This is a genomic window from Geobacter sp., from assembly GCF_030834625.1.
GTDB lineage: Bacteria > Desulfobacterota > Desulfuromonadia > Geobacterales > Geobacteraceae > Geobacter.
In genome coordinates, this window is sequence record NZ_JAUQXO010000039.1 from 53,126 (window position 1) to 67,370 (window position 14,245).

Here is a 14,245-nt window from a genome sequence, read left to right on the forward strand (position 1 = left end):
AATACTCATGCGGGGCTCTTTTGTGCCGTTTATCGGCTGATTAGTTAGGCTTTTTTTACGTTGGCTGCCTGGAGCCCTTTGGGTCCGGTGACCACGTCGAAGGTGACCGCTTCGCCTTCAGCAAGGGTCTTGAACCCATCGGTCTGGATGGCAGAGAAGTGAACGAACACATCCTCTCCGTTGTCCTGCTCAATGAAGCCGAAGCCTTTGGCGTCGTTGAACCACTTAACCTTGCCCTGTGCCATTTTCCTACCTCCTTTTTGGTGCCTCCGGATCGTTGCCGGAACTTCGTGGGATGTTGCTAGAGTTTCCGGAGTCTTGAGGCAGGAAAACCGCAAAGCATGTGAATCTTTGTACTGGTTTTCATTTGCTGCATAAAGCTTCCGAAACTTGCTACGTGCAAAAATTAACAGCGTGTAATTACGTTGTCAAGGGTTTTTCAGTTGGCGATCAGAACAGGTTGAGCTTTCTGATGAAGGCGACGAGGAGTCCGTAGTGTTGGTGGTCGAACTGCAGCGAGATCCGGGGCAACTTAAGGAGATCGGGCTCATCGGCCTCCTCGGGGAGGGGTGCACAGGGGACGATGCGGGTCCCCGGCAGTCGTATTTCGGGGAACTCGTTCTCCAGTTCATCGATCTGTTCGGGGGTAAGTTCCTTTGTGAGGCGGATGATGAGACGTGCTTCAAAGAATCTGAGCGAATGGTAGTTGCGGTAGAAATCCTCGATGACCCTGATTGCTTCGTCCTCGTCACGGGTGATGGTGAAGATGGAGAAGTCTTCGGCGGAGATGAAACCCTTGCCGAGGATGCATTCCTTAACGAAGTCGAACCAGCGGTCCCAATAGCCGTCATTGTCGTCGATGAGAACGAGCGGTTTGGGAGAGGTTTTGCCAGTTTGGATGAGGGTGAAGACCTCCATTGCCTCGTCGAGGGTACCAAATCCGCCGGGGAAAACGGCTAAGGCGTTAGATTCCTTCACGAAGGCTACCTTTCGGTTGAAGAAGTACTTGTAGTTGATTAGCCGAGGATTCTGGAGCATGAACGGGTTTGGTTGCTGCTCGAAGGGGAGGCGGATGTTGACGGCAAAGGAATGCTCGCTGCCGGCTCCTTCGTTTCCTGCCTGCATGATTCCAGGCCCGCCGCCGGTAATGATCATGAAACCCTTGTCTGCAAGCTTTCGGCTGAAGCGAACACAGGTCTGGTAGATCGGCTCGTGGTGTTCGGTACGTGCGGAGCCGAAGATGGTCACCTTTCGCTTCCCTCGATAGGGAGCGAAGACGTTGGTGGTGTAGCGCATCTCCTTCATGGTGTTGTTGAGGAGCTTGAGATCCGCCAGGTAGTTGCATTCCTGGCCCGACTTGAGGGCGGAGATGATCATCTCCCGGATCATCGCCGGGTGGTGAATGGCGTCGACTCTCTCCATAAGGGTGTCGATCAGTTTGTCGATTTCTCCGTTGGAGCGGGTAAAACTTAATTCCATGGCAGGTCAGCCCCCGTTGAAAATTTTCGCATTCTAGCATGTCATTATCCTGCAAGCAAATGTTAAGCCGGGTCGAACAAATATTACGTTGATTTATCAAGGGGCTTTGTTTACAGTTGCCGAACAGTTCATCACATGCGAAAGGGTAGTTCACATGGGTAAGACCACAGCTGAAAAGATTTTTGCGAGTCACCTGGTCGATGAGCCGTTCCCTGGTACCAAGGTGCTCAGGCTCGACGTGGTGATGTGCCACGAGATTACCACTCCCATCGCCATTGCCGATCTGATTTCGCGGGGCAAGGACCGGGTCTTCGATCCCACGAGGATTAAGGCCGTGGTCGACCACGTGACACCGAGCAAGGACACGAAGACCGCCACCCAGGCCAAGATCCTGCGCGACTGGGCACGGCGCCACGCTATCCAGGACTTTTTCGACGTCGGCCATAACGGCGTATGTCACGCCCTCTTTCCCGAGAAGGGATATATCCATCCCGGTTACACGGTCATCATGGGCGATTCCCATACCTGCACCCACGGTGCCTTCGGTGCCTTTGCCGCCGGTGTCGGCACCACTGACCTGGAGGTGGGGATTCTCAAGGGGGTCTGCGCCTTCCGGGAGCCGAAGACGATCAGGATCAACCTGAACGGGTCTCTCCCCCGTGGCGTCTACGCCAAGGACGTGATCCTCTATGTCATCGGCCAGCTCGGCGTGAATGGCGCCACCGACCGGGTGATGGAATTCAGGGGGTCGGTGGTTGATGCAATGACGATGGAGTCGCGGATGACGCTCTGCAACATGGCCATCGAGGCGGGGGGAACCTCCGGTATCTGCATGCCCGACATGGTGACGGTGGAATACCTTTGGCCCTTCATCCAGAACGAATATCCATCGAAAGAAGCCGCCCTTGCCAAGTTCGGCACATGGTGTTCCGATGCTGATGCCAGTTACGAACGGGTACTCGACTTCGACGTATCGACCCTGGAGCCCATTGTCACCTTCGGCTACAAGCCCGACCAGGTGAAGCCGGTCAGTGAAATTGCCGGCGCCCCCGTCGACCAGGTCTATCTGGGCTCCTGCACCAACGGCCGTCTGGAGGACCTGCGGATTGCGGCTCAGATCCTCAAGGGGAAGACGATTGCCCCTACGGTGCGCGGCATTCTCTCCCCGGCCACGCCTAAGATCTACAAGGATGCCATGGCCGAAGGTATTATCGACATCTTCATGGAGGCTGGTTTTTGCGTCACGAACCCCACCTGCGGAGCCTGTCTCGGCATGAGCAACGGGGTTCTCGCTGAGGGGGAGGTCTGCGCCTCCACCACCAACCGCAACTTCATGGGACGGATGGGGAAGGGGGGGATGGTTCACCTCATGTCCCCAGCCACGAGCGCGGCAACTGCCATCGAAGGGGTGATCGCCGACCCTCGGAAATACCTGTAATTTTTTTGGTGGATGGCTGGCAGCCCTTTGATGCGCCAGTCACCGGTCACTCGTGACCGACTTTTCCAAGGAGACTGAACCATGAAACAATTTGGCGGCCCCGCACTCTTTCTCGACCGCTCCGATATCAATACCGACGAGATCATTCCGGCCAAGTACCTGACCGAGATCACTAAGGAAGACCTGAAACCCTATATCCTCGAGGACCTGAAACTCCCCGGATTCGATCCGAAGGGTGAGAAGACCAAGGCCGCCCGGGTCATCGTTTCGCGGGCCAACTTCGGTTGCGGATCCTCCCGGGAGCATGCGCCGTGGGTCTTTGAGGTGAACGGCATCACCGCCGTGATTGCAGAGTCGTTCGCCCGTATTTTCCGGCAGAACATGTTCAACTGCGGCATGGCAGCAATCGAATTACCGAAGGAGAAGCTCGACCTTCTCTTCGCCTATGGGGACTGCCTCGATGCAGTCATCGGAATCGACGTGGAAAAGCAGGTCCTTACGGTCGCAGGCGGAGGAAAGGAAGAGAGTATTTCATTTGAGGTTTCTCCCTTCGACAAGGCCCTGGTCCTGGCCGGCGGCTGGGTTGACTACGCTGACCAGAAGTACTGAGACGCTCCGTTTCCCCTGTTCGCTTTTTCGAGAGGCCTGCGTTGTGCGCAGGCCTCTTTCTCTATGGTGCAGGGAGGACAGGGTGTTTTCTGTTGACTCGTCCCGGTGCTTGAGGGTATTTAACTAGTCGATCCACTTTTTTGACACGGTGAAATATTTTCCATGCTTTATCGTTCCTTACTCATCACGTGCGTTCTCACGATGCTTCTCGCAGTGCCGCTTCGGGCGTCCGGGAACGGTGATGGGGGGCAGGGAACTATTTTTACCCTCTGGCCCCTGGTTGACTACCGGAAGAGCCCCAATACCGGTTTCAGCAATCTTTCAATCCTTGGGCCCCTCGTCAAGATCCAGCACCAGGGGGATGAAACGACGATCGCCGTCCGGCCCTTTGTCTACCGAATCGTTGATGAGGGGGAAAGGAGCGCGTCGACAAGCTACCTCTACCCGATCGCCTCATCGCGCGAAACCCCTGAGGTGTCGACCTTCCAGGTGACGCCGCTCTTCCATGTCAACACGTTCCGCAAAGACGAGCCGGACAAGGTGGAGAGCGATTCCATGCTCTTCCCCTTCTTCATTCGCGGCACATCGGACACCTACGGGCCGTACACCTCGATTTTTCCGTTTTATGGAACTCTTTACGAGCGATTCTCGCGGGACGAGATCCATTACACCCTGTTTCCACTTTACAGTCGCACGGTCAAAAAGGGGACCACGACGCGGAACTACCTCTATCCGTTTTTCTCAACCACCACGGGGGAGCGGGAGACCGGATTCCAGTTCTGGCCTCTTTACGGCAGATCGGCCAAGGAGGGGAGCTATGAGCGTCGCTTCGTCCTGTGGCCCTTTTACCTCCACGAGCTGAAGGGACTCGACACCGACAACCCCACAGAGCGGCTCACCGTCTTCCCCTTCTACGCGGCCACCGAGTCGCCTCGGGTCTCTTCCCGCACCTATCTCTGGCCCTTCATGGGATGGACCAGCGACCGTGAGGCGAAGCAGGAGGAGCGGTACTACCTCTGGCCCCTGATCATGACTGCCACGGGCGAGAAACGTGAGATAAAGCGGTATCTCCCTTTCTACGCCGAGGAGCGGGGCAAGGAGACCCTCAAGCGATGGTACCTCTGGCCCCTCTACCGGCACGACGAGATCACGTCGGATACCTATTGCCGCGAGCGGGACCGGGTTTTCTTCTTTCTTTACTCGGACATCCGCGAACGGTGGCCCATCGACGGTGCAGAGCGGCGACGGACGTCTCTTTGGCCCCTTTTCGTCTTCAACAGCGACGCGCGCGGGGTAAAACAGATCAGTTTTCCGGCCCCCGTGGAGCCCGTGTTTCCCCAGGAAGGTATTGAGCAAAGCTGGGCGCCGCTGTGGCGGATCTATATCCAGAGATGGAATGAGTCCGGCGATTCAACGGTTTCCTTTCTCTGGAACCTATACTGGCATGAGCGGAGGGGTGATGATCTTGCATACGAGCTTTATCCCCTCGTGTCATACCGCTCAGAGGGGAAGCAGGCCGACGTTTCCGTTCTGAAAGGACTTATCCGGCTGCTGAAAAAAGAAGGGGTGAACACCCTGAACTTTCTCTGGCTACCCTTCGGCGTGAGTTGGGAGGGGACGGGGGAGGTAGCGGCGGAACAGGAGAGCGACATGGTGAGCAGGGCGAGGTTTGAACCGTGAAGAGTGTGTTTGAGCGGGTAGGGAAACGGGTGCTTGCGTTTCACGGGACCGTGGGAGAGATGGTCATGCTCCTCGGCCAGACGCTTTGGTTCTTCCGGGAGGCGCCACGCAACATCCAGAGCATCTTCAGCCAGATGGCAATCATCGGCTACGAGACGCTTCCCATGGCCTCGGTCATGGCATTCTTCGTGGGGATGGTACTCGCCCTTCAGACAGGCGCCGAACTCCAGAAGTACGGCACCCAGAACATCATTGGCGGGATTGTGGGACTTTCCATGGTCCGGGAACTGGGGCCGGTCATGACGAGCTTTCTGGTGGCCGGGCGCGCCGGGTCCGCCATGGCGGCGGAGATCGGGGTAATGAAGGTTTATGAGGAAATCGACGCCCTCAAGACCCTCGACATCAACCCGGTCCGCTACCTTGCCATGCCTCGGCTTATCGCCTGCCTCATCTGTGTTCCGGCGCTGGTCATCTATGCGGATTTTATAGGGATACTCGGTGGGGCGCTCCTCAGTCACTTTCACCCGAAGATATTTATCTCCTATTCTACCTATTACGACAGCATGAAAACGGCGCTCAAGCTGAAGGAAATCGGCGCAGGGCTTCTCAAGGCTACAACGTTCGGTGGAATCATCGGCCTGGTCTCGTGCTACACTGGTTTCAAGACCACCGGTGGGGCCCGGGGGATCGCTGAGACCACCACCCGGGCCGTGGTGCTTTCGTTTATGCTGATTTTGGTGGCTGATTATTTTCTGACGAGGATACTGCTCTGAACTGAGGTGGCTCAACCAGAGCCATTGCGTGGTTCGCAGGAATCATACGCAAGGCGGCTGTTCCGGCCGGAGCGGAAGGGGCACGGGGTACTATGGCGATTACAACTGAAAAAAAGGTGGGGTTCTTCTTCATGGCGGGGCTTGTGCTCCTCGGGATTATGCTCGAGTTGGGCGAAAAGTGGAATCCCTTCGAGAAGGCCATTCCCTACAAGACCTATCTTTCCAGCACCACGGGACTCAAGTTGGGCGATCCGGTCCGGTTGGCAGGGGTCGAGGTCGGCAAAATCACGAAGATTGCCATTGCAGACAGCAGGGTTGAGGTGGATTTTGAGGTTAAACCCGGCACTTCCATCAAGGCTGATTCGGTGGCGACCATCCGGCTCACCAACCTCCTCGGCGGGCAGTTCCTCGGCCTCTCCTTCGGTTCTCCAAATGCCTCGGTTCTGCCGCCGGGAAGCGAAATCAAGAGTCGCGAGATCGCCAACATCGATATCATCGTCGACAACGTGAGTGACCTTACTAAAGACACGAAGGTCCTGATAAACGACCTGACCGACAACCAGCGGGAGGTGTTCCAGAAAATCGCCTCCATGCTTGATGAAAACCGGGGGAATCTGCGGGGAGCCATCGAGAACATGAACAGCATCACCACCAAGATGGACCGGGGGCAGGGGTCCCTGGCGATGCTTCTCAACGACGAGTCTCTCTACCACAATACCAATGAGCTGGCGACGAGCATGAAGAATGTCACCGCAAAGATCGAGAAGGGAGAGGGAAGCCTCGGCAAGCTCGTCAACGACGATGCCTTTTACCGGGATGCCAAGGGAGCTGTGGCGAGCCTCAACGACGGAGCCAAAGACATCAAGGAGATCGCCGCAAAGATCAACCGGGGTGAGGGGAGTGTCGGCAAGCTCGTGAACGACGAGAGCCTCTACAATGAACTCAAGGACGCCTCCAGAAACGTCAGCGAGGTGGCCAGGAAGATCAATGCGGGAGAGGGGACCCTTGGCAAGCTCGTGAATGACGACACCCTGTACCGTGACACCACGGCAGCCATGAAGAAGCTGGACAGGGCGACCGAGGGGCTGTCCGACTCCGGTCCCATTTCGGTTCTCGGGAGCATGGTGGGGACGCTGTTCTAGCGGGACCGTCCGGCAGGGTACAACGAGAGACTTTTGTCAGGGAGCGCGGGGTCGTGAAGGAGCGGCTTCCGCGCTTTGTTCGTCAGGAGGGATGAATGGAGGATATTCTCAGGATCGCTGTCGGAACCGTCACGATGCGCCCCTATGTCTTTGCGTTCTTTGCCGCCTACCTGGTGGCGGCCGTGCCCCATTTGGGGTGGCGCAAGACAGCCCTGTTCACGGTAGCGGGATATCTTGTCGCGTTTCTTTCGGAATTCAGCTCCATCAACACCGGCATCCCCTATGGATGGTACTACTATATCGACGTGACCCGCGACCGGGAGCTCTGGATTGCCGGGGTGCCGTTCTTCGATTCCCTCTCCTACGTCTTTCTCACCTACTGCAGTTATGCCACTGCCCTCTTCGTCGTTTCTCCCGTTAAGGCGTGGCGGTGGGATGTGGTGACTTTGGAAACCCGCACCATCCGCACCTCCTTCGCCGTCCTCTTCCTCGGGTCCCTCTTCCAGGTCTTTCTCGACATCATCATTGATCCGGTGGCCCTTCAGGGGAACCGCTGGTTCCTGGGGCAGATCTACGGCTATCGGGAGGTCGGGGTCCACTTTGGGGTGCCCCTCTCCAATTACCTGGGGTGGTGGCTCGTGAGCTTCATCCTCGTTTTCGTGCTGCAGCGGATCGATGCCCGGCTGGGCCGCGGCGGTAATAGGTCTGCAGGAGTTGCAAATCCTCCGTTTCGTTCCCTCTACGGGCCGATCCTCTATGTCTCGGTCCTTGTTTTTAACCTCAGTGTGACCCTTTGGATCGGCGAGCGCCTCATGGCTCTGACCGGCGTCCTCATCGTCATCCCCGCCCTGACGATATCTGCCGTTACCGTTATCCGCCGGACAAACCGCTACCGCAAGGAGGAGATGGCCGAGCACCTGCGGGACTTCCCTTGGTCGGCAGCGGCGACACGTAAGGGGTAGGTGGCGGACCGGCCCGCGCTTTTATCTGCGGGAGAGAAACTCGACAGTTGCCAGAACTCCTTGGGCAAGCCGTTTGCCGGCGAGGCGGGAGTTCCTGGCGAGCCTCACAAGCTGGGGGATGATCCACGGCTTGCGGACGATGGTCGCAAAAACCTTCAGGGGGCGAATGGTCATTTCCTGGTCGGTGAATTCGTCCAGGGAGAAGGCTAGCTCCTCGGCCGCATCGTCGCTTATTGCCCGGAGCGCCACGAGCGCTATCCCGTGCCGGTGTGCTACTTCAGCTACCGCCGCCGTTTCCATGTCGAGGACCGGCAAGGTCATCCCGGCCGGGAGTGAGTGGGCCAGGTTGCTCTTTCGGAGAATTTGGGATGAGGTGATGATCTCGCCGCCGGAGGCTCCGCCGACCGTGTCGTTAAGCTCCGCGGTTATCTTCCTGGCCAGTTCCTGATCGATTCCCAGGCGAGGGCTGAATCCTTCCGTGCCGGCGAACCAGCTCTTCGCTCCCACCACCAGGCCTCCAATGCTCAAGCCGGGCAACACGGCTCCGCCAAAGCCGAAGGAGAGGATCACCGTCGGCGTGGCTTCCGCCACGAGCGCATCGGCTGCCGCTGCCGCCCGGGCAATCCCCATCCCCGATTCCACGAGACAGACGTCTGTGTTGCCGATCCGCAATCGCCACAGGGGAAACGTTCCGCTTCGCTCCCGCGCCGCAGGCCCTGCCAGGCGAAGGAGTGGCCGTATCTCGTCGGGCATGGCTGCCATGAGTCCGATGGTCTGCATGGGCGGCACTGTACCAAAGGTAGCCCGTGTGTGGCAAAGCATTTCATCCCTTGACACGCCACAGCCTTTGCGGTAGCGTTATACGTCCCACCTGCCGAAGGGACACGCTTCTAGCAACAAACAATTCTCTAGCCCCCAATTAGGACAATCTCGTCGGTTACGTCAGTTCCAGCGCTCAGTGCCAGGCATCTATTTGATGCGTGGTGCTTACGCATGCCGTCGTGTCGTCGAGCGGGGGTCGAATCCGGGACCTTCGTATGAAAATAACCGCCATCATCCCTGCAAGATATGCCTCGACCCGCTTTCCCGGCAAGGCCCTTGCCGACATCATGGGCAAGCCCATGGTGCAGCACGTCTATGAGCGGACCGCGAGGGCCGGCCTGGTTTCCGAGGTTATAGTGGCCACCGACGACGAGCGGGTTGCCGAGGCTGTCCGTGGCTTCGGCGGTCGTGTGGAGATGACGTCCGCAGCCCACGAGACCGGCACTGACCGCCTTGCCGAGGTGGCAGCCCGGATCGATGCCGACATTGTGGTTAACGTTCAGGGAGACGAACCCCTCATCGAGCCGGCCATGATCGACGAGGCGATCGCCCCCCTCGCCGCCGACGCTTCTATCCGGATGGGGACGCTCAAGAGCCGGATCAAGTCCCTGCATGATTTTCTGAGCCCCAACGTGGTGAAGGTTGTTACCGATAGAGAGGGGTATGCCCTGTATTTCTCCCGCTCGCCGCTCCCCAACTTTCGCGACAAGTGGAACGACCTGAAGGACGAGGCGTTTGTCACGGGAAGGCTTCTGTGCCACAAGCACGTGGGGCTCTATGTCTACCGCCGGGACTTCCTTCTTGGGTTCGCTCGGATGACGCCGACCCCCCTTGAACTTGCGGAGAAGCTGGAGCAGTTGCGGGTCCTGGAAAACGGTTTCCGGATCAGGGTCGTGGAGACCTCCTTTGAGTCGATCGGTGTCGATACGCCGAACGATCTGGACAAAGTCATCGAAAAATTATCAAGCCACTAAGGCGCAGATTGCGGGCAAGAGGGTTTGGGGAATCACGTTTGTCCCACCCGGAGTTCCGCGCCGTCGCCTCTATTTTCAGGAGTTTCCATGAAAACCAAATTTATCTTCGTGACCGGCGGGGTCGTCTCCTCCATAGGCAAGGGGCTCGCTGCGGCGTCGCTCGGAGCGCTTCTGGAGGCCCGAGGCCTGAGGGTCTCCATGCAGAAGCTTGACCCTTATATCAACGTCGATCCGGGCACCATGTCCCCCTTTCAGCACGGTGAGGTTTTCGTCACCGATGACGGTGCAGAGACCGACCTGGATCTTGGCCACTACGAGCGCTACACGTCGGCGCGGCTCTCCAAGAGGAGCAACTTTACAACCGGTCAGGTCTATTTCTCGGTCATCGAGAAGGAGCGTCGCGGCGACTACTTGGGAGGAACAGTTCAGGTAATTCCCCACATCACCGACGAGATCAAGCACAAAATCCTGGAGAACGCCAAGGGTGCCGACGTGGCCATCGTCGAGGTGGGGGGCACCGTGGGCGATATCGAATCGCTGCCGTTCCTGGAGGCGATCCGCCAGTTCAAGGCCGATCGCGGGGCTGCCAACGTCCTCTACCTCCACGTGACGCTGGTTCCCTACATTAAGACCGCCGGCGAGCTGAAGACCAAACCGACCCAGCACTCTGTGAAGGAGCTGCGGGAGATCGGTATCCAGCCCGACATTCTCATTTGCCGCTGTGAGAAGGATCTGCCCCACGACATGAAGGCAAAGATCGCCCTCTTCTGTAACGTGGAGGAAAAGGGGGTCATCACCTCTGCCGACGCCGAGCACATCTACGCGGTGCCTCTCGCGCTCCACAAGCAGGGGCTCGACGAGCAAGTGGTGGACAAGCTCAACATCTGGACCAAGGCCCCGGACCTGGCCCCCTGGGAGAGCGTGGTGGAGAAGCTCCGCAACCCGCTCAAGGGGGAGGTTCACATTGCCATCGTCGGCAAGTACGTGAACCTTACCGAATCGTACAAGTCGCTGGCCGAAGCCCTCACCCACGGCGGGATCGCCAATGACTGCCGGGTTTTCCTCCGCTACCTGGATTCCGAGAAGCTTGAGAGCGAGGGACTCGGCGGGCTTTTGGACGACGTTGACGCGATCCTCGTGCCGGGTGGCTTTGGCGAACGGGGGACCGAAGGGAAGATCAAGGCCATCGAGTACGCCCGGACCCGAAAGGTGCCCTTCTTCGGCATCTGCCTCGGCATGCAGATGGCGGTTGTCGAGTATGCCCGCAACGTCTGCGGTCTTGATGATGCCTGTTCCAGCGAATTCCGGCCCGACTGCGCCAACCCGGTAATCCACCTCATGGAGGAGCAAAAGGGAGTGGAGCGCAAGGGGGGGACCATGAGGCTCGGGGCCTATCCCTGCTCCCTCTCCAAGGGAACCTTTGCCCATCGGGCCTACAGTTCCCTCGACGTCTCCGAGCGTCACCGTCACCGCTACGAGTTCAACAACGCCTTCCGGGAGCTTCTCATCTCCAAGGGGCTCGTCATCTCCGGTGTTTACAAGGAGGGGGACTTGGTGGAAATTGTCGAGGTTGCAGACCATCCCTGGTTCCTCGGCTGCCAGTTTCATCCCGAATTCAAATCGAAGCCCCTCAACCCCCATCCCCTTTTCAGGACGTTCATTGCTGCGGCCCTGGAGAACCGGGGCAAGAGGCAGTAGAACGGTAAGATTTACTCCGTCGTCCAGTGTCTGAGGTTCCTATGATCAGAGAAATTACCATCGGCAACGTGAAGATTGGGGGGACCCGTCCCCTGGTGCTCATCGCCGGCCCCTGCGTCATCGAAAACGAAACGGCGACACTGCGCTGCGCCGAGCGCCTCATGACCATCGTGAACGGGTTGTCGATCCCGCTGATCTTCAAGGCGTCCTACGACAAGGCGAACCGCACCTCGGTCACCTCCTTCCGGGGGCCGGGGCTGAAGGAGGGGTTGCGCATCCTCGCCAAGGTGAAAGAGTCCCTCGGTCTTCCGGTCATCTCCGATATCCACTCCATCGAGCAGGTGCAGCCTGCGGCTGAGGTCCTCGACATCCTTCAGATCCCGGCGTTTCTCTGCCGCCAGACCGATCTCCTGGTGGAGGCTGCCCGGACGGGGTGCGTGGTGAACGTCAAGAAGGGGCAGTTCCTGGCCCCGTGGGACATGGAGAACGTGGTCGGCAAGATCGTCGCCAGCGGCAACGAGCGGATCATCCTCACGGAGCGCGGCGCCTCCTTCGGCTACAACAACCTGGTGTCCGACATGCGGAGCCTGCCCATCATGCGGAGGTTCGGTTTTCCGGTGGTCTTCGACGCCACCCACAGCGTCCAGCTCCCCGGGGGGCATGGGGGCTCGTCCGGCGGGCAGCGGGAGTTCGTTGAGTACCTCTCCCGGGCAGCCGTGGCAACGGGTATCGACGGAATCTTTCTGGAGGTCCACGAGGAGCCGGACAAGGCCCTTTGCGACGGTCCCAACTCGGTGCCGCTCGACGACCTTCCCGGTCTGCTGAAAAAACTCAAGGCCATTGACGCCATCGTAAAATAGAAACCCAGGAACGGAGTTCAGGGGTCAGTAATACGGATTTACAGGTACCTATGTTCCCGGTCACGGATTTATTATGATTCTGGAAGAAGCACGCAAAGTCATCCGCATTGAAGCAGACGCCCTCATGGCCCTGGCAGATTCCATCAACGGCGAATTTGAAGGGGCGGTCCGCCTCATCCTCTCCACCAAGGGGAGGGTTGTGGTGACCGGCATGGGGAAATCGGGGCTCATCGGCCAGAAAATTGCGTCCACCATGGCCTCCACCGGGACTCCCGCCTTCTTCCTTCATCCCGCCGAGGGGATCCACGGCGACTTGGGGATGATCATGAAGGGTGATGTGGTGATCGCCATCTCCAACAGCGGCGAAACCGAAGAGGTGGTGCGGATCCTTCCGATCATCAAGCGGCTCGGCGCATCCCTCGTCTCCATGTCAGGGAATTCGAAATCAACCTTGGCGAAGGCTGGAGACGTCTTTCTCGATATTTCGGTCAAGGAGGAGGCCTGTCCCTTGGGGCTGGCACCCACCGCCTCTACCACCGCCACCCTCGCCATGGGTGACGCCCTTGCCGTGGCGTTGCTGCTGGAACGAGGATTCCGGCCCGAGGATTTCGCCCTGTTCCATCCTGGCGGCTCCCTCGGCAAAAAACTCCTTCTCACGGTGGGTGACCTCATGCATGTCGGCGATGCCATTCCAACGGTCACGACTGAAACCCCCATGCGCGACGCCCTGTTCGTCATCACCTCCAAGGGGCTTGGTATCACGGGGGTCGTTGATGGTGACGGTGCGCTTCTGGGGGTGATAACCGACGGGGACCTCCGCCGGGCACTGGGGCAGGGGGTGGACATTCTCGAGCTACCCGCTGGCGAACTCATGGGACGCAATCCGAAGCGGATAAAGAGGGGAGAGTTGGCCGCCAAGGCCCTCCAGCGGATGGAGGAATATTCCATTACGTCCCTCTTTGTTTTTGAGGGTGATGACGACAAGCAGCCGGTGGGGGTTATCCACCTGCACGATCTCCTTAAAGCGGGGCTGGCCTGATGGACGAGCGTCTCCGGAATATACGGCTCCTTATCCTGGACGTGGATGGTGTCATGACCGACGGTCGCATCATCTTCGATTCAAATGGCGTTGAGAGCAAATTCTTCAACGTGAAGGACGGCCACGGCATCAAAATGGTCCAGCGGGCAGGCATCGAGGTGGGCATTATCTCGGGCCGCGGGTCGTTGGTTGTGTCGAACCGGGCTGCCGAGCTGGGGATTTCCCTCGTCTACCAGAAGGCCCTGGATAAGCTTACTCCCTACCAGGAGATTCTGGAGAGGACCGAACTCACCGATGCCCAGGTCGCCTTCATGGGTGACGACGTGATCGATATCCCGGTGCTGCGTCGGGTCGGTTTCGCGGTGGCTCCGGCCGATGCCGTGGACGACGTCTTCCCCCATGTTCACTTCACTACCCGAAACCGTGGCGGTTGGGGTGCTGTCCGCGAGGTCTGCGATCTGCTGCTCAGGGGGCAGGGGAAGTGGGACGAGATAACCGCCCGTTACTTTCGCTGACCGATATCCTCTGCCGGCCTGCCAGTATTCACTCCTGCCGATTTCTCCTTTGAGTACCTGCCTCACGGTTTTCTTTCAAGTAATTCTCCCTTTCGCCGAAAAGAACCATAACCCTTTCTGTGTGCCGTTAGCCTGTGTACTGTTACGGCCCAAGGGAGGAATTGCCTTGCCGCCCCACTGTGCTCTTCTGCAGAGCTTGGTTTCCGGCATTATCAACTACAGATACGGGATGGGGACCCCCTTGCGAGGGCAGT

General features: G+C 58.5%; 14 protein-coding genes. 11 read left to right on the forward strand and 3 right to left on the reverse strand.

The features are described from left to right. Window positions 1-44 precede the first annotated feature (44 nt). Window positions 45-245, reverse strand: a complete 201-nt coding sequence (locus tag RCH91_RS10580; protein WP_306534889.1) for a cold-shock protein — start codon at window positions 243-245, stop codon at window positions 45-47. A 205-nt stretch (window positions 246-450) separates the two neighbouring features. Next, window positions 451-1,479 (reverse strand): TIGR00730 family Rossman fold protein, encoded by a 1,029-nt coding sequence (locus RCH91_RS10585; protein WP_306534891.1) that lies wholly within the window; start codon window positions 1,477-1,479, stop codon window positions 451-453. Between the two features lie 154 nt (window positions 1,480-1,633). Between RCH91_RS10585 and RCH91_RS10590 the strand changes: the two genes are divergently transcribed. The 6 genes from RCH91_RS10590 to RCH91_RS10615 all read left to right on the forward strand — a co-directional run bounded on the left by RCH91_RS10590 (window position 1,634) and on the right by RCH91_RS10615 (window position 8,083). Then, window positions 1,634-2,917 carry a 3-isopropylmalate dehydratase large subunit gene (locus RCH91_RS10590; RefSeq protein ID WP_306534893.1) on the forward strand — a complete coding sequence of 428 codons (1,284 nt, stop codon included), beginning with the start codon at window positions 1,634-1,636 and terminating at the stop codon, window positions 2,915-2,917. Between the two features lie 81 nt (window positions 2,918-2,998). Continuing rightward, window positions 2,999-3,526 carry a 3-isopropylmalate dehydratase small subunit 2 gene (locus RCH91_RS10595; protein ID WP_306534895.1) on the forward strand — a complete coding sequence of 176 codons (528 nt, stop codon included), beginning with the start codon at window positions 2,999-3,001 and terminating at the stop codon, window positions 3,524-3,526. 201 nt (window positions 3,527-3,727) lie between these two features. After that, complete coding sequence (locus RCH91_RS10600) at window positions 3,728-5,206, forward strand: hypothetical protein (RefSeq protein WP_306534897.1); 1,479 nt, start codon at window positions 3,728-3,730, stop codon at window positions 5,204-5,206. Continuing rightward, window positions 5,203-5,979, forward strand: coding sequence for an ABC transporter permease (locus RCH91_RS10605; protein WP_306534899.1), 777 nt, complete (start codon window positions 5,203-5,205; stop codon window positions 5,977-5,979). The genes RCH91_RS10600 and RCH91_RS10605 overlap by 4 nt, the downstream gene beginning before the upstream one ends. Before the next feature lie 92 nt (window positions 5,980-6,071). After that, window positions 6,072-7,121 carry an MlaD family protein gene (locus tag RCH91_RS10610; protein ID WP_306534901.1) on the forward strand — a complete coding sequence of 350 codons (1,050 nt, stop codon included), beginning with the start codon at window positions 6,072-6,074 and terminating at the stop codon, window positions 7,119-7,121. A gap of 95 nt (window positions 7,122-7,216) precedes the next feature. Next, a complete protein-coding gene (locus RCH91_RS10615; RefSeq protein WP_306534903.1) occupies window positions 7,217-8,083 on the forward strand; it encodes a carotenoid biosynthesis protein in 867 nt (288 codons plus the stop codon). Between the two features lie 21 nt (window positions 8,084-8,104). On the opposite strand, the gene RCH91_RS10620 is transcribed toward RCH91_RS10615, so the two are convergent. Continuing rightward, window positions 8,105-8,863 (reverse strand): phosphorylase, encoded by a 759-nt coding sequence (locus RCH91_RS10620; protein ID WP_306534905.1) that lies wholly within the window; start codon window positions 8,861-8,863, stop codon window positions 8,105-8,107. A gap of 257 nt (window positions 8,864-9,120) precedes the next feature. On the opposite strand from RCH91_RS10620, the gene kdsB reads away from it, so the two are divergent. The 5 genes from kdsB to RCH91_RS10645 all read left to right on the forward strand — a co-directional run bounded on the left by kdsB (window position 9,121) and on the right by RCH91_RS10645 (window position 13,991). Then, the gene (gene kdsB, locus RCH91_RS10625; RefSeq protein ID WP_306534907.1) at window positions 9,121-9,879 is read left to right on the forward strand and encodes a 3-deoxy-manno-octulosonate cytidylyltransferase; all 759 of its coding nucleotides are present in this window, start codon (window positions 9,121-9,123) and stop codon (window positions 9,877-9,879) included. Between the two features lie 87 nt (window positions 9,880-9,966). Further along, window positions 9,967-11,577: a CTP synthase gene (locus tag RCH91_RS10630; RefSeq protein WP_306534909.1), complete on the forward strand. Its 1,611-nt coding sequence runs from the start codon at window positions 9,967-9,969 to the stop codon at window positions 11,575-11,577. 41 nt (window positions 11,578-11,618) lie between these two features. After that, a complete protein-coding gene (gene kdsA, locus RCH91_RS10635) occupies window positions 11,619-12,437 on the forward strand; it encodes a 3-deoxy-8-phosphooctulonate synthase (RefSeq protein WP_306534911.1) in 819 nt (272 codons plus the stop codon). A 73-nt stretch (window positions 12,438-12,510) separates the two neighbouring features. Beyond that, window positions 12,511-13,476, forward strand: a complete 966-nt coding sequence (locus RCH91_RS10640; protein ID WP_306534913.1) for an SIS domain-containing protein — start codon at window positions 12,511-12,513, stop codon at window positions 13,474-13,476. Next, window positions 13,476-13,991, forward strand: coding sequence for an HAD family hydrolase (locus tag RCH91_RS10645; RefSeq protein WP_306534915.1), 516 nt, complete (start codon window positions 13,476-13,478; stop codon window positions 13,989-13,991). The genes RCH91_RS10640 and RCH91_RS10645 overlap by 1 nt, the downstream gene beginning before the upstream one ends. Window positions 13,992-14,245: the final 254 nt, after the last annotated feature.

Bases quoted from the DNA above. Each gene is read 5' to 3' on its own strand.
- RCH91_RS10610 (WP_306534901.1), top strand. From the start codon at position 6,072: ATGGCGATTACAACTGAAAAAAAGGTGGGGTTCTTCTTCATGGCGGGG.
- RCH91_RS10630 (WP_306534909.1), top strand. From the start codon at position 9,967: ATGAAAACCAAATTTATCTTCGTGACCGGCGGGGTCGTCTCCTCCATA.
- RCH91_RS10620 (WP_306534905.1), bottom strand. From the start codon at position 8,863: ATGCAGACCATCGGACTCATGGCAGCCATGCCCGACGAGATACGGCCA.
- RCH91_RS10645 (WP_306534915.1), top strand. From the start codon at position 13,476: ATGGACGAGCGTCTCCGGAATATACGGCTCCTTATCCTGGACGTGGAT.
- RCH91_RS10600 (WP_306534897.1), top strand. From the start codon at position 3,728: ATGCTTCTCGCAGTGCCGCTTCGGGCGTCCGGGAACGGTGATGGGGGG.
- RCH91_RS10615 (WP_306534903.1), top strand. From the start codon at position 7,217: ATGGAGGATATTCTCAGGATCGCTGTCGGAACCGTCACGATGCGCCCC.
- RCH91_RS10585 (WP_306534891.1), bottom strand. From the start codon at position 1,479: ATGGAATTAAGTTTTACCCGCTCCAACGGAGAAATCGACAAACTGATC.
- RCH91_RS10595 (WP_306534895.1), top strand. From the start codon at position 2,999: ATGAAACAATTTGGCGGCCCCGCACTCTTTCTCGACCGCTCCGATATC.
- RCH91_RS10640 (WP_306534913.1), top strand. From the start codon at position 12,511: ATGATTCTGGAAGAAGCACGCAAAGTCATCCGCATTGAAGCAGACGCC.
- kdsA (WP_306534911.1), top strand. From the start codon at position 11,619: ATGATCAGAGAAATTACCATCGGCAACGTGAAGATTGGGGGGACCCGT.
- RCH91_RS10580 (WP_306534889.1), bottom strand. From the start codon at position 245: ATGGCACAGGGCAAGGTTAAGTGGTTCAACGACGCCAAAGGCTTCGGC.
- RCH91_RS10590 (WP_306534893.1), top strand. From the start codon at position 1,634: ATGGGTAAGACCACAGCTGAAAAGATTTTTGCGAGTCACCTGGTCGAT.
- kdsB (WP_306534907.1), top strand. From the start codon at position 9,121: ATGAAAATAACCGCCATCATCCCTGCAAGATATGCCTCGACCCGCTTT.